Consider the following 20,258-nt stretch of genomic DNA (forward strand, 5'->3'; position numbering starts at 1 on the left):
GAACCTGCTGCCGACCAACTTGTCACCCCATGCGGGCTTTTACATGTTCAAGAATCTCACCATCAAGACGCGCCTGATTGTCGTGCTCGGCTTCCTCGTCTTCGAGCTGATCGTCGGCTTTGCCATCGGCATCCTCAACCTGAGCAAGGCCAACGGCACGCTCGAGCAGATGTACAGCGACCGCCTGCTGGCGCTGGCCGAGCTCGACGAAGTCGGGCGCCTGATGACGCTGAACCAGCTCAACCTGGCCAAGGCCAGCCTGCCGAACGCCCAGAACACCGACGCGACGATGGACCTGGTCGAAGCGAACGCCAAGCGCGTGGCGGCCCGCTGGTCCGAATACGCGGCCACGGAAATGGACCCGGCGGAGAAAGTGCTGGCCGACCGCTATGTCGTCGAGCGCAAGACCTTCGTCGAGCAGGGCCTGAACCCGGCGATCGCGGCGATTCGCGCGCATGACGCCGCACGCGCCGCCGAGATCGTGAACGGCGACATGGCGCGCCTGTTCACGCCGATGAACAAGACCATCACCGAGCTGGTGGAAGCGCAGCAGACCGCGGCCAAGGACGACTACGCCCGCTCGCAGGAAATCTACCAGCTGGTGCTGGCGGTCTGCGTGGCCGGCCTGGCCTTTGGCGTGATCGTCGCGGTCGTGCTCGGCTGGACCCTGGTGCGCGCCATCGTCGGCCCGCTGCAGATGGCCGTGAAGATCGCCGGCGGCGTGGCCCAGGGCGACCTGACACAGAAGATCGAGGTACGTTCGAACGACGAAACCGGCCGCCTGATGGCCGCGCTGAAGGACATGAACGATTCCCTGGTCGAGATCGTGACGCGCGTGCGCGCCGGCACCGATACCATTTCCACGGCATCGAGCGAAATCGCCGACGGCAACCTCGACCTGTCGTCGCGCACCGAGCAGCAGGCCGGCTCGCTGGAGGAAACCGCATCCTCGATGGAAGAACTGACCTCGACCGTGAAGCAGAACGCCGACAATGCACGCCAGGCCAACATGCTGGCCGGCTCGGCCTCGGACGTGGCGGGCAAGGGCGGTGTGGTGGTGGCGCAGGTGGTCGAGACCATGGGCGCGATCAACACCTCGGCCGGCAAGATCGTCGAGATCATTTCCGTCATCGACGGCATTGCCTTCCAGACGAATATCCTGGCGCTGAACGCCGCGGTCGAAGCGGCCCGTGCCGGCGAGCAGGGCCGCGGCTTCGCGGTCGTCGCCGGCGAAGTGCGCAGCCTGGCCCAGCGCAGCGCCGCCGCCGCCAAGGAAATCAAGCTCCTGATCGACGACTCGGTCGACAAGGTGCACCACGGCGCGGCCCTGGTCGACCAGGCCGGCGCGACGATGAACGAGATCGTGCAGAGCGTCGGCCGCGTGACCGACATCATGGCCGAGATCACCGCCGCCAGCCAGGAACAGACCGCCGGCATCGAGGGGGTGAACGCGGCGATCGCCCAGATGGACCAGACCACCCAGCAGAACGCGGCGCTGGTCGAGCAGGCCTCGGCGGCGGCCCAGTCGCTGCAGCAGGAAGCCTCGACCCTGGCACGCACCGTGGGCGCCTTCCGTATCGAAGAACGCGCCGTGCGCGCCGCCGCTCCGGCCGCCAAGCCCGCGCCACGCGCCCAGCTGGCGAAACCGGCAGCCGCCAAGCCTGCCGCCCCGGTGAAAGCCGCGGCCGCACCGTCGAAAACCCCGGTCACGGCCGGAGACGGCTGGGAAGAGTTCTAAAGCAGCGGACACGCTCGTGTCTGAAGCCGCGATACGTAGGGTGGGGTTATAAGGCCGGGGGCCTTATAACCGAAGTGCCCACGCGGAACTGTGAACATTGTTGGCCGCACAAACGATATGTGTTAACGCCAGCAGCACTGCGAACCCAGGCACACATGCATTTCAAAAAGGCGACACCCCATGTCGCCTTTTTCTTTACCGCAAACAAATTCTTTGAGAAAAATCGATCTCCACTACGGCTGCGTTTACGCAAACCGGCAGTAAGCGCGGCAGTTACGCTGACTGCACAGACCGATTTCTTTCATGGAGAACGTCATGCGCCCCCCGTTCCTGGCACGCCGTTTCGTTGCTTTCGCCGCCAGTCTGCTGCTGGCCATGCCCCTGCTGTGCACCGCAGCCCCCCAATACACCGTCACGGTCCTCGCCGGCCCCGGCAGCCAGGCCTGGGACATCAACCTCTCCGGCCAGGTCGTCGGCGCCAACGGCAGCAACGCCTGGCTGCACGACGGCAATGCCTACATCGACCTCGGCAGCGGCCTAGCGTTTGGCATCAACGACTCCGGCCAGATCGCGGGGCATTCGGGCAGCAACGGCTTCTTCTACAGCGGCGGCGTGATGACCACGATCACCGGCTGGGGCTTCACCACCGCCCGCGGCCTGAACAACGACGGCGTCGTGGTCGGCATGGCCGAATTCGAGGATGCCGAAAACGGCTTCGTGCGCCACGCCATCAGCTGGCAAAACGGCGTCACCACCGACCTCGGCACCGTGTACGGCTTCCAGAGCCGCGCCTATGGCGTCAACAGCCAGGGCCACGTGGTCGGCGGCAGCGACATCGGCGGCGCACCGAACTACCCGCTCACGCCCTTCCTGTACCGCGACGGCAGCATGACCGAGATCGCCCAGTTCCCGGGACCGTGGAGCGAGGCGACGGCCATCAACGACCACGACCAGATCGTCGGCTTCGGCAACCTCATGCCGAACGGCCCCGAACTGTATCCGCGCACCGCCTTCATGTGGGACAACGGCGTGCTCACCGATATCGGTGCGCTGAGCGGCGGCGCCACCAGTTTTGCCTTCGGGATCAATAATGCGAGCCAGGTGGTCGGCTGGTTCGGCGACTATGGCAATCCGCACGCCTTCCTGTTCGACGCCGGCAGCTTCCTCGACGTGAACGACCTGATCGACCCGGCCTCCGGCTGGGTGATTTCCGAAGCAAATGCCATCAACGACCTGGGCCAGATCGCCGGCACCGCCTGCCGCGACGGCAGCTGTTATGCAGTACGGTTGGACCTGGTGCCTGCCGTGCCCGAGCCGGCTACCTGGGGCATGTTGCTGGCCGGCTGCACCCTGGTCGGCTGGCGCCGTCGCAGCAGGGGAGCCCGGCGTTAATCCGTTGACACTTTCATACCTTTTTGCAACACTCGGGTGACTGTTGAGTCAGGGCACGCATGGTGCGCGCCGTCGGCCGGCAGCCATTACCAGTCGGAGAACCGATGCGCGCTTTGCCCGGAGTGTTGTTGCTGATGGCTTTCTCGTTCTGCGCCCAGGCGGCGCAGGCGCCGGTTTCGGCGTCGGCTGCTGCGCCGGCGCAGCAGCCGACGCAAGGACCGTCCCAGGCGCAGGCACACGCCGCAACCGGCGCGCCGGCCACGGCCACGGCCAAGGTCCCGGCCACGGCCCCGGTGCAGACCGTCGTCGAATCCTTCTCGCCGGAAGGGCAGGTGCGCAAGGTCAGGCAGGTCAATGCGCGCTTCAGCCAGCCGATGGTGGCCTTTGGCGACCCGCGCGGCGCCGATCCCTTCGCCATCGACTGCATGGCGGAAGGCAAGGGCCGCTGGATCGACGGCAGCACCTGGAGCTACGACTTCGACGCCGATTTGCCGGGCGCCGTTGCCTGCCGCTTCACGCTGCACGAGAACAGCCGCGATCTCGCCGGCCGGCCGCTGGGTGGGCAGCGCGTCTTCAGCTTCAGCACCGGCGGTCCGGCCGTATCCCGCACCCAGCCCTACGAGGGGTCAGGCAGCGTCGACGAAAACCAGGTCTTCCTGCTGGCCCTCGACGCCCAGGTGGCGCGGGGCAGCGTCGAGCGCCATGCCTGGTGCCGCGCCGACGGCATCAACGAGAAAATCCCGGTGCGCGTGCTGGAAGGCGAGGAACGCGAACGTATCCGCGCCGTGCAGCGCGGTTTCATCGACGGCCACATCGGCCGCTGGTTCAAGGCGCGCAAGCTGCCCTGGAGCGACAAGAAGCCGCTGGCAGGCGACCTGCCGCTGGCCGTGCTGCAGTGCCGCCGCACGCTGCCGGCCGACAAGAAAATCGCGATCATGTGGGGCAAGGGCATGGCGGCGCCGAACGGTATCGCCACCACCGAGGACCAGCAGCTCGACTTCGAAACCCGCCCCGACTTCACCATGAGCATGGGCTGCGACCGGGTCAATGCGCGCGCCGGCTGCGTGCCTTTCCTGCCGGTGCGCGTCGGCTTCAGCGCGCCGGTGCCGCTGAAGGATGCCCAGGCCATCGCCCTCGAAGGCCCGGGCGGCAAGCGCTTCCCCGCCAAGTTCGACGGGGAGGATCGCGGGTTCGTCAGCGCCATCTCGTTTGCCGGCCCGTTCCCGGAACGCGCCGACCTGCGCCTGCTGCTGCCGCCCGACCTGAAGGACGACGCCGGCCGCCGCCTGGTGCTGCGCGCGAAGAACAAGCTGGTGCTGCGCACCGACCGCCAGCCGCCGCTGGTGAAGTTCGCCGCGCCCTTCGGCATCATCGAAGCGAAGGGCGACCGCATGCTGCCGGTCACGGTACGCAATGTCGAACCCGCGCTCGCCACGGCCGTGCGCAGCAGCGGCGCCAGTGTACGCGTGAGCCAGGAAGCGGACATCATCGCCTGGATGCGGCGCCTGAACGGTTCGCCGGCCGCTGACTGGGAACCGCGCGAGCAGTATGGCAGCAGCCTGGAGCGGTCCGTGCTGGGCAAGACTGCCAGCGGCAGCATCGAGCGCTTCGCCCTGCCCAAGCCGAACGGCCGCCGCGCCTTCGAGGTCATCGGCATCCCGCTGCGCAAGCCCGGCTTCCATATCGTCGAACTCAGCAGCCCGCAGCTGGGTGCGGCCATCAACGACAAGGGCAAGACGGCCTACGTGCATACCGGCGCCCTGGTCACCAACATGGCGGCCCACTTCAAGCACGGCGCGGCCTCGTCGCTGGTCTGGGTGACTTCGCTCGACAAGGGCCGTCCGGTACCGGGCGCCGAGGTCGCCGTGCGCGACTGCGCCGGTAAGCCGCTCTGGAACGGCACGGCCGACGCCAACGGTGTCGCCCGCATCCGCCAGGAACTGCGCGCCGCGCAATGCAAGGGCGGCGGCGGCTTTTTTGTGAGCGCACGCAGCGGCGACGACTTCACCTTCACCCTGTCGGACTGGCAGCGCGGCATCGAGTCATGGCGCTTCAACTTCTCCACCGCCAGCGTCGACGCCGACAGCCGCCTGGTCGCCACCGTGTTCGACCGCACCCTGCTGCGCGCCGGCGAAACCGTGCACATGAAACATTTCCTGCGCCGCCGCGTGGCGGCGGGCTTCGCACTGGTGCGCCCCGGCGACAAGGCGCCAACCGGGGAGAGCGAATGGTCGGGCGAGGACGCCGCCGAGGAAGGCGCCGGGGAGGCTGCGAAGGACACGGGGCCGCTGCCCGCCAGGGCCTGGCTGGTGCACAGCGGCAGCGGCGAGAAGGTCAGCTTCCCGCTGCGCTGGTCGGCAGGCGCCGCGCATGGCGAATGGAAGATCCCTCAAGAGGCCAAGCTCGGCCAGTACCAGGTCGTGATCGGCGGCCAGGTGGCGGGCGAGTTCCGGGTCGAGCAGTTCCGCGTGCCGACCATGAAGGCGATCCTGAAAGGGCCAAGCGAGCCGGTCGTGGCCGCGCGCGGCGTGCACATCGACGCCCAGGTGAATTACCTGAACGGCGGCCCCGCCTCGCGCGCGCCGGTCAAGCTGCGTACCGTAATCGAGGGCGGCAGCGCATCGGTCAAGGACTTCCCGGGCTTCACGTTCGCCGCCGGCGACGTCAAGGAAGGCGTCGAACGCGAGGGAAGCGGCTACGGCGGAGACGACTATGAAGCGGAAGAGGAGGGCGGGGCCGAGGAGGAAGGCGACGCCGCCCACGGCGCGGCCAGCGGCACCACGGGTGCGCACACCCAGAGCGCCACGCTCGACCGTAACGGCGGCGCCCGCATCGCGGTACGCGACCTCCCGCCGATCGACGGTCCGAGCACCCTTGTGGCCGAGCTGAGCTACCAGGACGCGAACGGCGAAACCCTGACCACGTCGACCCGGGTCGCGCTGCTGGCGTCGGAACTGACGGTCGGCATCAAGCCCGGCAACTGGCTGAACAATCAACCGGTCAAGCTGCAGGTCGCCGTCGTCGATGCGCACGGCAAGCCGGTGGCCGGCAGGCAGGTCGAGGTCGACGCCTTCGAGCGCGTCAGCTACGCGCACCGGCGGCGCCTGGTGGGCGGCTTCTACGCCTACGAGAACAGCAGCGAGGTCAAGCGCATCGGCCTGGTCTGCAGCGCCACGACGGGCGCCGACGGCCTGGTGGCCTGCGCAATGCCGGCGCGGGTGCAAGGCAACCTGATCCTGCGTGCGCGCACGGCTGACCTCGACGGCAAGGTCCTGGCCACCCACACCGACGTCTGGGCCGGCGAGCGCGAGGACAACTGGTTCGAGGCCTCCGACAACGACCGAATCGATTTGCTGCCGGTCAAGCCGCGCTTCGAGCCGGGCGAGGAAGCGCGCTTCCAGGTGCGTGCCCCGTTCCGCTCTGCCACCGTGCTGGTGACGGTGGAACGCGAGGGCATCCTCGAGACCTATGTGCGGCGTTTCTCCGCGAAGAACCCGGTCATCTCGGTGCCTATCAAGGGCAGCTACGCGCCGAATGTCTACGTCTCGGCAATGCTTGTGCGCGGGCGCGTGGCCGGCGTGCAGCCGACCGCGCTGGTCGACCTCGGCAAGCCCGCCTACAAGCTCGGCATGGCCGACATCCAGGTCGGCTGGGCCGCGCACGAACTGAAGGTGCAGGTCGCCGCCGACAAGGAAGTCTATAAAGTGCGCGAGCGCGCCCAGGTCCGCGTGAAGGTCACGCGCGCCGACGGCAAGGCGCCGCCGGCCGGGGCCGAGGTGGCGCTCGCCGCGGTCGACATCGGCCTGCTCGAACTGATGCCGAACGAGAGCTGGAAGCTGCTCGAAGCCATGATGCGCGAACGCAGCCTGCAGGTGCAGACCTCGACCGCGCAGATGCAGGTGGTCGGCAAGCGCCACTTCGGCCGCAAGGCGGTGGCGCATGGCGGCGGCGGCGGGCGCGGCGCCAGCCGCGAGCTGTTCGAGACCCTGCTGCTGTGGCAGGGCAAGGTGAAGCTCGACGCGAAGGGCGAGGCCAGGCTGCCGGTACCGCTCAACGATTCGCTGACGAGCTTCCGCATCGTCGCCGTGGCGAACGCCGGCACCGGCATGTTCGGCACCGGCTCCACGGACATTCGCAGCACCCAGGACCTGATGCTGATGTCGGGCCTGCCGCCGCTGGTGCGCGAGGGCGACCGGCTGCGCGCCGGCTTCACGCTCAGGAACGCGTCCGAGCGCAGCCTGCAGGTGGGGCTGACTGCGAGCGTCAGCGCCGACGGCGCTGCCGCCAGGGCCCAGGCGCCGCAGAACGTGACCCTGGAACCGGGCGAGTCGCGCGAAGTCGGCTGGGACTACGCCGTGCCGCAGGCGCAGGCCCTGCGCTGGCAGGTCGACGCCCGCACCGAGGGCTTCAGCGACAGCATCCGTATCGAACAGAAGGTGACCGCCGCGGTGCCGGTGCGCACCCTGCAGGCCACCTTGCTCCAGCTCGACGCGCCGAAGACCATCCCGGTGGCACGTCCGCAGGACGCCTTGCGCGGCTATGGCGGCGTGCGCACTACCTTCACGCCGCGCCTGGCGGGCAGCATGCCGGGCGTGCGCGACTACATGGCTGCCTATCCCTACACCTGCTTCGAGCAGAACACCTCGCGCGCCGTGGCCCTGCGCGACGATAAAATGTGGAGCAATCTCGCCGCCACGCTGCCGGCCCACCTCGATGGCGACGGCCTGCTCAAGTATTTCGCCAACATGCAGCAGGGCAGCGACAGCCTGACCGCCTACGTGCTGTCGGTCACGCACGAAGCCGGCTACGAGATCGAACCCGAGCAGCGCGAACGCATGGAAGCGGGCCTGGTCGCATTCGTCCAGGGCGCGATCACGCGCGGCTATTCGGTGCGCAGCGGCGACCTCGGGGTGCGCAAGCTGGCTGCCCTGGAAGCGCTGTCGCGCACCCGGGAAGTGCGCGACGAGTGGCTGCAATCGATCCGCATCGAGCCCAATTTGTGGCCGACCTCGGCGGTGCTCGACTGGTACCTGGTGCTGCAGCGTTCGTCCGGTCTGGCCGAGCGCAATACCCGCCTGACCCAGGCCGAGCGCATCCTGCGCGCGCGCCTGACCCTGGCCGGCACCACCATGGGCTTTTCCACCGAGGCCAGCGACGACTGGTGGTGGCTGATGGCCTCGCCGGACGTGAACGCCAACCGCCTGCTGCTGGCGATGCTCGACAATCCATCCTGGCAAACCGACATGGGCCGCCTCGCGCGCGGCGCCCTCGGCCGCCAGCAGCGCGGCCGCTGGAACACCACGCTGGCGAATGCCTGGGGCGTGCTGGCGATGGAAAAATTCTCGGATAAATTCGAGGCGGCGCCGGTGACGGGCAAGAGCAGCGCGACACTGGCCGGGGCAGGCAACGCTGCGGATGGCGCCAAGCCCGCCACCTGGAGCGGCAACGTGCCCGGCACCGTGCTGCAATCCTGGCCGCAGGCCGGCGGCGGCCAGCTGACCCTGCGCCATGAAGGTGGCGGCAAGCCCTGGGCCACGGTACAAAGCCTGGCCGCAGTGCCTTTGAGGGCACCCTTGAACGCCGGCTACCGCATCACGCGCAGCGTGACGCCGGTCGAGCAGGCGAAGAAGGGCGCCTGGAGCCGCGGCGACGTCTACCGCGTGACGCTGACTGTCGATGCCCAGTCCGACATGAGCTGGGTGGTGGTGGATGACCCGATCCCGGCCAGCGCCACCATCCTCGGCAGCGGCCTGGGCGGCGATTCGGTGCTGGCCGGCGGCAGCGGTGGCGGCGGCCGCGCCTGGCCGGAGTACCAGGAGCGTACCCACGGCGCCTTCCGCAGCTATTATTCGTGGGTGCCGAAAGGCCAGTTCAGCATCGAGTACACCGTGCGTCTGAACAATGCCGGCAACTTCAGCCTGCCGGCGACGCGCGTCGAGGCCATGTACAACCCCGAAACCTTCGGCGAGCTGCCGAATGCGGCGATGGCCGTGGGGCCGTGATGCGGCGCTGCCTGACCCTGTCGCTGGCGCTGCTGCACCTGGGTGCATTGGCCGCCGTGCCGACCCCGCAGCAGGTGCGCGCCGCCTTCAAGCCGTCGAACGCGCAACTGTTCGACCGCCACGGCGTGCCGGTCGAATCGGTGCGCATCGACATGCGTGCGCGCAGGCTGGCGTGGACGCCGCTGGCCGATATGTCGCCGGCCCTGGGCGTGGCCGTGCTCCAGGCCGAGGACGCGCGCTTCATGGAGCACGGCGGCGTCGATTTGCGCGCCATCGGCCAGGCCGCCTGGGACAACCTGTTCCGCGAGCGCCCGCGCGGCGCCTCGACCATCACCATGCAGCTGGCCGGCCTGCTCGACGCCGAGCTGAAGGCCAGCGCCGCCGGCCGCAACTGGACCCAGAAGTTCAACCAGGCCCTGGCCGCGCGCGAGATCGAAAGCGGCTGGAGCAAGGCGCAGATCCTGGAGGCCTACCTGAACCTGGCCAGCTATCGCGGCGAACTGCAGGGCATCGCGGCCGCCTCGCAGGCCCTGTTCGGCAAGGCGCCCTCCGGCCTGGACCTGGCCGAATCGACAATCCTGGCGGCACTGCTGCGTGCGCCCGGCGCCGCGCCGAAAGCGGTGGCGCGGCGCGCCTGCGCACTGGCCGGCGAACTGAAGCTGCGCGCACCTTGCAGCAGCATCGAATGGCAGACCGAGGTCGCGCTCGGCCGGCCCGCCGGGGCGGCACTCAAAGCCCAACCGCCGCAAGTGGCGCGCAAGCTGCTCGGCCAGGACGGGCAGGGTGGCCAAGACGTGCGCAGCACCCTCGACGCCGGCCTGCAGCGCTTCGCCCTGGAGTCGCTGCGCCGCCACCTGCGCGAACTGAACGACCGGAATGTGGCAGACGGCGCCGCGGTCGTCATCGACAATGCCAGCGGCGAACTGCTGGCCTATGTCGGGAATGCCGGCCGCGGCGAGGTCGACGGCGTTGCCGCCCTGCGCCAGGCCGGCTCGACCCTGAAGCCCTTCCTGTACGAACTGGCGATCGAGCGGCGCCTGCTCACCGCCGCCTCGCTGCTCGACGACAGTCCGATCGACGTCGCCGGCGAGGCTGGCCTGTACGTGCCGCAGAACTACGACCGCCAGTTCAAGGGCTATGCCAGCGTGCGCACCAGCCTGGCCAGTTCGCTGAACATCCCGGCGGTGCGCACGCTGCTGCTGCTCGGTCCCGAGCGCTTCCATGGCCGCCTGCAGGACCTCGGTCTCAGCTCGCTGAAGGAGGACGCGTCGTTCTATGGTCCCTCGCTGGCACTGGGCTCGGCCGACGTCTCGTTGCTGGAACTGAGCAACGCCTACCGTACGCTGGCCAACGGCGGCCTGTACGGCACGGTGACGCTGCGCCCGCGCCCGCCCGAGCAGAAACGGCGCGTGCTGGACGCGGGCGCGGCCTGGATCGTGGGCGACATCCTGTCCGACCGCGGCGCACGCAGCCCGACCTTCGGACTGCGCAACGATCTGGCCACGCCCTACTGGAGCGCGGTCAAGACCGGCACCAGCAAGGACATGCGCGACAACTGGTGCGTGGGCTATTCGAGCCGCTATACGGTCGGCGTCTGGGTTGGGAATTTCGATGGCCAGCCGATGTGGGACGTGTCCGGCGTATCCGGCGCGGCGCCGGTCTGGCGCGACCTGATGGACGCTCTGCACCGCGACCAGCCATCGCGCCAAGGCGCTGCACCCGATGGCGTGGTCGGGCGCCAGGTGCGCTATGCGCCGGCGCACGAGTCTGCGCGCCAGGAGTGGTTCCTGCGCGGCACCGAGACTGCCCTGATCGAAGCCGTGGCGCCGGAGCGCCGCGCGTCGAAAATCATCTATCCGGTCGACGGCAGCATCCTGGCAGTCGATCCCGACATCCCGGCGGCACGCGAACGCGTGCTGTTCCAGGCCCAGGCAGGGCAGGGCTTGCACTGGCGCCTGGACGACGCCGCGTTCGGCGCCGCCGATGCCGCCCTGGCCTGGCGTCCAGCCGTCGGCAGCCACCGTCTCGATCTGCTCGATGCAAATGGCAAGGTCATCGCCACCAGCCGCTTCGAAGTGCGTGGCAACCGCGCGTCCGTGGCGGATCAGTAGCTGGGCTTATAGATGAGCTCGTGCAATCGGATTATCCGATAGATCCTCATTTCCCCAGCCAGCTGCGTTCGCCGAGCCGCTGGTTCGCGGGAAAGCGGGCATGCTGGATCACGATGCGTTCGACCGGCCCTTCGGGCAGGTACTGCACCGTCAGGTCGCCGTCACGCGAACTGAGCAGGTTTTCCGACACCGGGAATACCTGCTTGCGGTAGTACCGGTTCAGGTCCACATACAGCTGCTGGTCGACCAGCCGCAGACGTACGTCGAGGCCGCTGGGCAGGCGATACAAGCCGGCGACTGCATATTTCAGGTCCGCCTCGTCGCCGCTGTCCATCGGAACGGCGGCAAGGGTGGACGAAAAAAATGCGGTAGATGAAACGAAGGCAAGGCAAAGCAGGGCTCGCATGGCTGTCTCCTTCATCGAAAGGTAAATGAGCGTCCTTCCGACGATTGGACAGGCCAGCGTTTAACGCGACTGCACGTATGTATCAAATTTGTTTTGGCAAACAAACCGTAAACGAGCGATTCCACACGCACCTTTCGATTTTGAGAGCAGTGTGGGTAACCGGGCGTTAAGGCAAGGCTAACGCAGAAGTGCAATCAGCAGGATGGAGCGGTTCACCGTTCCGCGCATATTGTTACAAGTTGCTGTTGCTACTTCGCTCCAATGCAATTGATGTTCCGCAAATGCGATGGCGAGTCAAACGATTCATTTGGCGCTTGGGCTATCTTGTTCGAGGCGCGCTTTCCCGTGTCACGACAACGTCCATCTATTAATGTGACGAGGCGCATTTGTCATCGAATGACTCAGCGGAGCTTGACCAATGAGCAGAACCATCGTCGATCAACTGTCTTGCGCCTTGAGGCAGTTTGCCAGCGATACCAGGTTGTATGAATTGACAGTCGGAGACGGCCGAAACAGCCTCGACCGTCAGCAATGGCTTGTCGAGGCGTTCTGCGCGAATGACTCTTTACAGGAATTGGGCGCGCGCGATGTCATCGTATTGTCGACAAGCATCTACATTGACCTTGCGTCCTTGCTCGGTGAACTAGCCAATTTGCAAGTATGCCTTGCGGACGGGACGCGAGCGTCCTTCGCCGGTGAGATTAGTGAAGCAGTCATGTTGGGATGTGATGGTGGTTTCGCTCGTTACCGCCTGCGGATTTCTCCTTGGGCCTGGCGACTTGGACAAGTGCGCAGCAGCCGCGTATGGCAAGACAAAAGCGTGCTCGAAATCATCGACTCTGTGTTCGCCGCATATCGTCCATCGGCAAAATGGCGCTGGAGCGACGATACGTCCTTGTTCATGGCCCAAGCCGTGCCACGAAGTTACTGTTGCCAGTATCGAGAATCCGATCTCGATTTCGTGCGGCGGCTATTAGGCGAGGAAGGCCTGGGCTGGCGCTTTGAGCACACTGAGCAGGGACCAGGGATGGTGCTGTTTTCCGACAGCCGCCGTCTTTGCGCTGTTCCTCATGATGCAACCACCACAGCAGGCCGCGGTGTCCGCTTCCACGCCGCAAGCGCAGTCGAGCGCCAGGATACGGTCCAGGCATTGACCACGCATCGCCGGCTGCAGGTATCCCTGACGACCTTGCTTAGCACGAACTACAAATCGAAGCAGACCGTGGCAGCGAGCTCACCTTCGCTCATTCCCGTGCCTGCGCGACTACCTGTGCTCGAATCGTTCGATACGCCAGGTCAGTATGCCTACACGAACGGGGAACAGGCCAGGCGCTATGCGAATCTGCAGATGGAGGGCAGGGAAGCGAAAGTGCAATTGTGGCGCGGGCGCTCCACGGTGCGTACGCTGCGTGGAGGGACAAGGCTTACGATAAGCGGCATGCCAAGACGGGAACTGGGAGACAGCGCGGCGTTCACGCTACTGCGTGTAATGAGCGTTGGCGTGAACAACCTTCCGCCACCGGCACAACAGGCCCTGGCGGAGCTTTTTGGTCCGATCCCGGAAATGCTCGACGAGTGCGTTGGCGCCGAATTGCCCGATGGTTTTGCCTTGGTCCTCGAAGAGGCAATGCGTTCAGGCTACGCCAACTGTTTTGAAGCAATCCCGGCCGCCATTCCCTGTCGTCCGGAGCTGCCCGGCAGCGATGGACGCAGTCATCCGAAGCCTACTGCACATGGTTCGCAGAGCGCGATCGTCATTGGCCCCGGCGGAAACGACAGACCCAATGGCGCCAATGAGCTCTATTGCGACCGGCTGGGCCGGGTGCGTATTCGCTTCCATTGGCAGGAGGAGTCGGCAGGCTGTTGGGTGCGCGTCGCCCAGCGCATGGCCGGAGGCGGCATGGGCGCCCAGTTCCTGCCCCGCATCGGACAAGAAGTGTTGGTGCAGTTTCTGGAGAACGACATCGATCGCCCGATTATCGTGGGCGCCTTGTACAACGGGCAGGGTGAAGGCGGCATTCGGCCTACGCCGGGTGGGCGCATCGATGGCCAGAGCCGGCGCCAGGGCTTCGAGCATGCACACGACCATGCGCCATCGGCTCAAGGTAATCTTGCTGGCGGCAACAGCCCGGTGTGGCACGGTGCTTCTCCTGACGGCACCGGGCATCGTAACGCTTCCGCCCAGTGGGGGATTCGCAGTAAGGAGTTCGGCGGCACTGGTTACAACCAGCTTTTGTTCGATGACACCGACGGCCAGGGGCGGGTCCAGTTACGCTGTACGCATGCTTCGAGCGAACTGAACCTGGGGCACCTGATTCATGCCGCCGATAATTTTCGCGGCAGTTTCCGTGGACTTGGTGCGGAACTGCGTACCGATGCCTATGGCGCGGTCAGGGCAGGTGCGGGACTGCTAATCTCCAGCTACAGCATCATGCACAGCGCCACAGTGCGCGACCCGGTCGGAGGAAACGCCGCCGGTGTTGCCATGCTCTCGCAAGCAGTGCAACTGGCGAAGCGATTCAGCGAGGCGGCATCGACACACCAGACAGTGGCATTGGCGAGCCATATCGGCGCCATCAAGGCTAGCGCCAGCGACATCGATGATGATGCCGCGCCGCTTGAGGGCCTGTGGAAAGCATTGTCGGGCATGGTTGGCATGCAAAGCCTGGATGCTGCCAGGAGCGACGCCGCCGCGAAGAACATCAGCTCCGATGAGGGGCGCTTGCCTTACCCGACTGATCCGCTCATCGCCATTACGGCACAAGATGGTTTCGGTGCCAGCGTCGGACAGAGTCTGCAGCTGTCCAATGGCGAGACTGTGACGCTGATGAGTGGCAAGGATACGCAATTCGTCAGCGGTGGCCAGATGCGGATGCACGCGGGACAGGCAATCGGTGTGCTTGCCGGTGCGGTCGCGGCCGGCGCGGGCGAGGTCGGACTGCAGCTGATTACGGCGAAAAACGACATCGACATCCAGGCGCAGGCGGACACGTTGGCCGTGCAGGCGCGCGACGAGGTCAACGTGATCAGTGCGAATGCGCACATCGACTGGGCTGCGGCCAAGCGTATCAGCATGTCGACTGCTGGCGGGGCGAACATCACGATCGAGGGCGGGAACATCACGGTGCAGTGCCCGGGCAAGATCACCGTGCATGCGGGGAAGAAGAGTTTTCTTGGGCCGGCGAGATTGCCGTACGAACTGCCTGCGTTACCAAACAGTATCTGTGTCGCCTGTCTCAAGAAGTCGCTCGAGGCTGGGCCGGCATTTACCATGGTGGAGTGATATGCTGATCGATGCTTTTGCCGTCGACCTGTTCGACCGACTTGACGCGCGCGCCCGCAAGCTGGATGCGGGCAGACAGCTTCATGTTCTTGTGGATGGCGCCTTCCATCCAGGACTGCATCGGTTCATCGAAGACGATGACAAGGCACTTCTTTTTTCGCTTCGGCCTGGCTGCAGTGACGAGGCGAAGGCGGTCTCGCCTTTTGTGACGCCGTATGTTCCGAACTGTCAGCGCCTGAAAGCGCTGCTCCAGCGTTGCAGCGAATGGCCGATGTTAAGCGTAATCGAGACGTCGGAATCATTCGGCGAGCTTGCCGCGCGCCTGGCCGCGTGGTGTGTCGTTGAAGCGGACAGCCAACGGTTCAACTTCAGGTTCGCCGATACCCGGCGCTTGCCCGGCATGTACACGGTATTGAATCCCGAACAGCGCGCCGGATTCGCAGGGCCGGCAACGAGTTGGCTGTACGTCAATCGACACGGGCAATGGGAGGCATTCGAGTGCCGCGGCAACGGTGCGGAGCAAATGATCGATCCGCAGTTGGATGACCGGCAGTTTGCCCAGCTTGTGGACGACAGCAAAGCCGATGAACTTCTGGTTCTGCTTCGGGACCGCGGTCATGATGTATTCGACACGCCTTCGAAAAGTCACGCTCTGTTGAGTACTGCCCTGCGCGCTGCCGATAGGGAAAAGCTGGCAGATGACGACGTGCTCGCATGGTGCGAAACGTTCTGGAAAGCTGGCAAGCTGCACGACGACACAGCCGCCGCAAGCTTGCTTGCCGGATGGCGAACGACTTCTGATTCGAGGAGCTGACAATGCATCGATTCATTGTGGCGTTATCGCGCCTGTTGCTGGCGTGCGTGCTAGTCCTGCCCGTGTTGACGGCTTGTGAAAAGCCGACCTTGGGTGTCAGCCTGCACGGTGTGAACTACAGTGCGGATACTGTCAGCTTCATGATTTCTCCCCTCGGTGCTACGGAACACGCAAGCGGGAGTGGAACGATCGATCCCTTTGGTGGGGGCGGCATGACGTGCTGCGTGACGCTACCCAGGCAATGGCGGCCGGGGATCAAGCTGCAAATCCGGGCCACGCATTGGGTAGACAAGCGTGCCGAGAACAGCATCGAAGAAATCACCAGCGAACACATTGCCGAGGTCCCGCGATATGCCGACGGCAAGCCCGGCGAGCTGTGGGTGCTGCGCGAGGCTGATGGAAAAATCAGCGTTGTTTCGAGCGACTATCAGCCGGATCATCCGAAATGGCCAGGGAGGATCAAGGGGTGGCCTGTGCCTTCACTTGAGTATCGGCGTGAGCGGTGGGATCTTTTGAGAGCCCATGAGCAAGGATATGTCGATACTTTTACAAAGCTCTTGGACGAGTTGGAACAGGATCCGAGCGCTCGAGGAAAGGAAGCATGGGCGCACGATATGGAATACGACCCAAAATCGCTAGGTGAATTTACAGGTCCTGAGGATCCCCGCTACCTCGCCGTTCTCAAGCAAGAGTACATGGGTGGCTTGATATCGAGCCGCGGGCGGTTGGCAACATTGATGGAACAAAAGCCATGAGCGCTGTCCTTTCCCCCCAACTTAGCGAAAAGTATTTAGTAGCCTCGAACCGAGAGGCATTTTTCGATAAGGACTTTACAAAGCAGCTCGATAAATTTGAACAGCGCGAGCAGCCTCCAATCTGCAAACCTGGTATCTCATGCACGACAAACCTGTTTTTCGGTTTCTTCTTCGACGGCACAAAGAACAATTACATCCAGGCAGAAAGTTCCAAGACTCATTCCAACGTCGCCCGCCTTTACGACTGTTACCCAGGCAGAAGCGTGCCCAGGGTATTGCCGCCCGAGACAGACTGGAAACATAACCCAGCACGTTACACACATTTCTTCAAGGTCTATATTCCCGGTGTCAGTTCGCCATTCGAGCAGGTCGGCGACAGTGGTACAGGCCTGGCTGAAACGGCAGGAGGTGCAGGTGGGAAAATGGGCGAGCATCGGATCATCTGGGCGCTGATCCAGGCCATCAACAATCTACACCGCTACTTCTTGGGAACACCGCTGGTAACGGATGAAGAAACGACCAAACTTCTGAAACGAATTATGCTGAATAAGCGAGCACGGTCGATGATGGTCGGTCCGAATCCAGCAGAAGGGGTATTGTTTCAGTCGCTGGTATTCGGCGATACCGCTGCGCGCGTATGTTTCGAAAACATCCTCAAGAAGCTTCATGGCGCCATTGCCCTGCACCGGCCGGATAAACGTAGTGGCCGGCCAGCCCGGCTAGATCCCGCCATCGTCAAGACGATATATGTTTCCGCATTTGGCTATTCGCGTGGCGCAACCCAGGCGCGTGCATTCACGAACTGGTTTTTGTCGCTCTGCGAACTGGATGCGCAACTGCTGGGAACCGGGAGCAAGCGCTCTCTGGGCGGCTTTCCGGTCGAATTCGATTTCCTGGGTGTCTTCGATACGGTGGCGTCAGTCGGCATGGGCAATACGCTTGGTGGCACGACCGGGCATGGCGCCTGGGCAGACAGCGAAGACAGCCTGCGTATTCAATCCGGCATCAAGTGCACGCATCTGGTCGCAGCCCATGAATTGCGGCAGAGTTTTCCTGTCGACTCGATCTCGGTACAAGGCGTACTGCCAGACGGTTGCCAGGAGATAGTTCTTCCAGGAGTCCACTCGGATGTCGGCTGCGGCTACGCGCCGACCGAGCAGGGCAAGGGGACCCATCCGGATGGCGACGACATGCTCGCTCGCATTCCTCTTCTACTGATGTACAAAGCGGCGCGGCTGAACGGCGTACCGTTGAAGCTCGAACTTGCCAACCCGCCTGCGCGCCGGCGCTTTGCATTGAAACCGGACACGATTACCGCATTCAATGCCTACATTGCAACTTGCGAAGAAAAGCAAGGGCCGCTTCACCGCATTATGCGCGAGCAGGCACGCAAGCAGATGGAGTGGCGGATTTTTCGCCGCGCATCCGGCAAAAATGCAATCCAGAACAGCCAGAGCTTCATGCGCGCAACCACGTTCGATAAAAATGATCTCTATAGCGCGGCCCGGGAATTCGAAGAGGAAATCTTAAAGTTCCTGAAATGGCGAGAGAAAAAAGGACGGGCCTTCGTGGCGTCAACCCAGGTCCCTGGATTCAGGAATGAACATCAGGCCGAATGGGAGGAAATTGCTACCTGGTGGGATAAAGTCGCTGCGCCACCTACAGCGGTTGTGGATTTCTTTGATAACTATGTTCATGATTCGCGCGCGTGGTTCAAACTATTCAGCGTAGGGCCGATTAATTTCAATCCAGATAGCGAAGCAGGAGCACATAAGCAACTCAAGGCTTGGGTCACAAAACGCAAACACGGCCAGGCCAAGGTGGTGTCGCCAATGCTGATTGGAAAAGCAGACTATGCGACTGTTTCCGACCTGCTGAGCCCTGATCAACAGGCTGCAGCGGATGAATATGCGAAAACCGGGCAAATCCCCAGGATGATCACGGCAGGCAGGGAGCCATGGGAGTCGTCATTCGGATGGCTCGCTGGAGCAGGTTACCTGCGATTCCGTAAGATCTACGCAGGAAGCGACGCCCATTTGCTGTCGTCGCTTGCTCCGCAGGATGACCCGGAGGGTCTTCCGACAATGGGTGACGAAGGCAGGACAGAGACCAGAAGCGCCTGACCACCATCTATAGACGAAACAAAAAAGGCCCCATGATGTCTCATGGAGCCTTCATTGCTACTGCGCATTCGTGGTAGGCCGTGCGGGATTCGAACCTGCGACCAACGGATTAAAAGTCCGCTGCTCTACCAGCTGAGCTAACGACCCGAAAGAAGCAAGATTATAGGGGCAGGACGGCGACCTGTCAAACGTTCAGCCCAAAATCTTGCCGTAGAGCTTTACTTCAGCACCGCCAGCCGATCTTTGGCCGATTGCGCCGCCTGCGTACCCGGGAACTTGGTCACCAGCTGCTGCAGCGTCTTCTTCGCCTTCGGCAAATCCTTCAGTTCGGCATAGCTGGTCGCCATGTTCAGCATGGCGTCGGCCGCCTTCGGGCTGGTGCCGTACGTGGTGGTCACGATTTCCTGGGCCGCGATCGCCTTCTTGTAGTCGCGCTGGGCGTAATAGGCGTTGCCCAGCCAGTACTGCGCATTCGCGGCATAGGCCGAATCCGGATAACGCTTCACGAAATCCTGCAGCGCGGCGGCGGCGGCCTTGTAGTCGCCGCCCTTGAAGGTTTCCATGGCCGCGTCGTAGGCCTGCTTTTCCGACGGCAGCACTTCGGCGGTCTGGCCGTCGATGGTTTCCTGGCGCGGCTCGAGTTTCTTGATGCGGGCGTCGAGGTCGGCGTACAGGGTGCGCTGGCCGTTCTGGGCCTTGGCGATTTCGTTGGCCAGCACTTCGATCTGGCCGCGCAGCTTGGCGATCTCGGACATGGTGCGCTCGTTCTGGTTCAGCATGTCGAGCGTCGCGGTCTTGTCGGCCTTGTTGTCGAGGCGGCCGTTCAGGTCGCGGGCGATGTTGTCGACTTTGGCGCGCAGGTCGAGGATGGCCTTGCGGGCTTCATCGTCGTCGAGCAGGCCGGCGTTGGCCTGCAGCGGCAGCCAGGCGGCGATCAGCAGGCAGGCAAGACGGGACGGAACCAGTTTCATCATGTCGTAGTTCTTTCTAAACCAGTGGGGCAAAGGAAAACGGGGCGGGTTGCAGTCTGCACTGCACCCGCCCCGCTGTCAATTAACCGGGTCTTAATCCGACCCGGACGCGACAGGATTACTGATAAACGATGTCGGCGCGACGGTTTTCAGCCCAGGCGGCTTCGCCCGAACCGCTTGCCTTCGGCTTTTCTTCGCCCAGCGAGACGGCTTCCATCTGGTTCTCGGCAACGCCCAGCGATGCCATCGAGCGGCGGACGGCTTCGGCGCGCTTCTGGCCCAGGGCCAGGTTGTATTCGGTGCCGCCGCGATCATCGGTGTTGCCCTGGATCAGGACTTTGCGGCCCTGGTTCTTGGTCAGGTAGCCCGAATGGTTGGCGACGACCGGCTTGCCGTCTTCGCGCACGACGTAGCTGTCGAAGTCGAAGTAGACGCTGCGGTTGGCCAGCACGCCTTTCGGATCGTCCAGCGGGTCGACGGCTGGGGTCTCGATCGGACGCACGTCACGTGGGTCGGCGGCGGCGGCGACTGGCTCAGGCGACTTTTCGACGACTGGCGCTGGTGCGTCCGGCACTGGGGTTTTGCACGCTGCCAGCAGGGCAGCGGAGGCGATGATGAATGCGAGGCTCTTGGTATTGCGCATGGGTTCTCTCCTGGTCTTGG

At 64.3% G+C, this 20,258-nt stretch carries 11 protein-coding genes and 1 tRNA gene; 8 read left to right on the forward strand and 4 right to left on the reverse strand.

Annotation, left to right across the window (positions count from 1 at the left end; translation table 11 throughout):
• Positions 1-43: 43 nt before the first annotated feature.
• The 4 genes from QPK31_RS19580 (at position 44) to pbpC (ending at position 11,243) form a co-directional block, all read left to right on the forward strand.
• Positions 44-1,738, forward strand: a complete 1,695-nt coding sequence (locus QPK31_RS19580) for a methyl-accepting chemotaxis protein (protein WP_290424564.1) — start codon at positions 44-46, stop codon at positions 1,736-1,738.
• A gap of 315 nt (positions 1,739-2,053) precedes the next feature.
• Positions 2,054-3,130 carry a DUF3466 family protein gene (locus QPK31_RS19585; protein WP_290424565.1) on the forward strand — a complete coding sequence of 359 codons (1,077 nt, stop codon included), beginning with the start codon at positions 2,054-2,056 and terminating at the stop codon, positions 3,128-3,130.
• Positions 3,131-3,234: 104 nt separating this feature from the next.
• On the forward strand, positions 3,235-9,132 hold the full coding sequence (locus QPK31_RS19590) for an alpha-2-macroglobulin (RefSeq protein WP_290424566.1): 5,898 nt from the start codon (positions 3,235-3,237) through the stop codon (positions 9,130-9,132).
• Positions 9,132-11,243, forward strand: coding sequence for a penicillin-binding protein 1C (pbpC, locus tag QPK31_RS19595; protein ID WP_290424567.1), 2,112 nt, complete (start codon positions 9,132-9,134; stop codon positions 11,241-11,243). Before QPK31_RS19590 ends, pbpC begins: the two co-directional genes overlap by 1 nt.
• 46 nt (positions 11,244-11,289) lie before the next feature.
• On the opposite strand, the gene QPK31_RS19600 is transcribed toward pbpC, so the two are convergent.
• The gene (locus QPK31_RS19600) at positions 11,290-11,649 is read right to left on the reverse strand and encodes a hypothetical protein (RefSeq protein ID WP_290424568.1); all 360 of its coding nucleotides are present in this window, start codon (positions 11,647-11,649) and stop codon (positions 11,290-11,292) included.
• Positions 11,650-12,067: 418 nt separating this feature from the next.
• Between QPK31_RS19600 and QPK31_RS19605 the strand changes: the two genes are divergently transcribed.
• Genes QPK31_RS19605 through QPK31_RS19620 form a run of 4 tightly spaced genes read left to right on the forward strand, consistent with a single transcriptional unit; the run spans position 12,068 to position 18,624 of the window.
• Positions 12,068-14,932 (forward strand): type VI secretion system Vgr family protein, encoded by a 2,865-nt coding sequence (locus tag QPK31_RS19605; protein ID WP_290424569.1) that lies wholly within the window; start codon positions 12,068-12,070, stop codon positions 14,930-14,932.
• 1 nt (position 14,933) lies between these two features.
• Entirely contained in the window at positions 14,934-15,746 is an 813-nt protein-coding gene (locus QPK31_RS19610; RefSeq protein WP_290424570.1) for a DUF4123 domain-containing protein, read from the forward strand.
• A 2-nt stretch (positions 15,747-15,748) separates the two neighbouring features.
• Positions 15,749-16,501 carry a DUF3304 domain-containing protein gene (locus QPK31_RS19615; protein ID WP_290424571.1) on the forward strand — a complete coding sequence of 251 codons (753 nt, stop codon included), beginning with the start codon at positions 15,749-15,751 and terminating at the stop codon, positions 16,499-16,501.
• Entirely contained in the window at positions 16,498-18,624 is a 2,127-nt protein-coding gene (locus QPK31_RS19620) for a phospholipase effector Tle1 domain-containing protein (protein WP_290424572.1), read from the forward strand. The genes QPK31_RS19615 and QPK31_RS19620 overlap by 4 nt, the downstream gene beginning before the upstream one ends.
• A 71-nt stretch (positions 18,625-18,695) precedes the next feature.
• Here the strand turns inward: QPK31_RS19620 and QPK31_RS19625 are convergent.
• The 3 genes from QPK31_RS19625 to pal all read right to left on the reverse strand — a co-directional run bounded on the left by QPK31_RS19625 (position 18,696) and on the right by pal (position 20,238).
• Positions 18,696-18,771 (reverse strand) — tRNA-Lys (locus tag QPK31_RS19625).
• Positions 18,772-18,842: 71 nt separating this feature from the next.
• Positions 18,843-19,598 (reverse strand): tol-pal system protein YbgF, encoded by a 756-nt coding sequence (ybgF, locus tag QPK31_RS19630; protein WP_290424573.1) that lies wholly within the window; start codon positions 19,596-19,598, stop codon positions 18,843-18,845.
• A 115-nt stretch (positions 19,599-19,713) separates the two neighbouring features.
• Positions 19,714-20,238, reverse strand: a complete 525-nt coding sequence (gene pal / locus QPK31_RS19635; RefSeq protein WP_290424574.1) for a peptidoglycan-associated lipoprotein Pal — start codon at positions 20,236-20,238, stop codon at positions 19,714-19,716.
• Positions 20,239-20,258 lie beyond the last annotated feature (20 nt).

Origin of the sequence: Massilia sp. YIM B02769 (assembly GCF_030411995.1) — a bacterium.
Lineage (GTDB): Bacteria > Pseudomonadota > Gammaproteobacteria > Burkholderiales > Burkholderiaceae_D > Telluria.

Excerpts from the sequence above, each read along its gene's own strand:
- QPK31_RS19620 (WP_290424572.1), top strand. The coding sequence starts at position 16,498 with ATGAGCGCTGTCCTTTCCCCCCAACTTAGCGAAAAGTATTTAGTAGCC.
- QPK31_RS19585 (WP_290424565.1), top strand. The coding sequence starts at position 2,054 with ATGCGCCCCCCGTTCCTGGCACGCCGTTTCGTTGCTTTCGCCGCCAGT.
- QPK31_RS19605 (WP_290424569.1), top strand. The coding sequence starts at position 12,068 with ATGAGCAGAACCATCGTCGATCAACTGTCTTGCGCCTTGAGGCAGTTT.
- QPK31_RS19580 (WP_290424564.1), top strand. The coding sequence starts at position 44 with ATGTTCAAGAATCTCACCATCAAGACGCGCCTGATTGTCGTGCTCGGC.
- QPK31_RS19615 (WP_290424571.1), top strand. The coding sequence starts at position 15,749 with ATGCATCGATTCATTGTGGCGTTATCGCGCCTGTTGCTGGCGTGCGTG.
- QPK31_RS19610 (WP_290424570.1), top strand. The coding sequence starts at position 14,934 with ATGCTGATCGATGCTTTTGCCGTCGACCTGTTCGACCGACTTGACGCG.
- QPK31_RS19600 (WP_290424568.1), bottom strand. The coding sequence starts at position 11,649 with ATGCGAGCCCTGCTTTGCCTTGCCTTCGTTTCATCTACCGCATTTTTT.
- pbpC (WP_290424567.1), top strand. The coding sequence starts at position 9,132 with ATGCGGCGCTGCCTGACCCTGTCGCTGGCGCTGCTGCACCTGGGTGCA.
- ybgF (WP_290424573.1), bottom strand. The coding sequence starts at position 19,598 with ATGATGAAACTGGTTCCGTCCCGTCTTGCCTGCCTGCTGATCGCCGCC.
- QPK31_RS19590 (WP_290424566.1), top strand. The coding sequence starts at position 3,235 with ATGCGCGCTTTGCCCGGAGTGTTGTTGCTGATGGCTTTCTCGTTCTGC.
- pal (WP_290424574.1), bottom strand. The coding sequence starts at position 20,238 with ATGCGCAATACCAAGAGCCTCGCATTCATCATCGCCTCCGCTGCCCTG.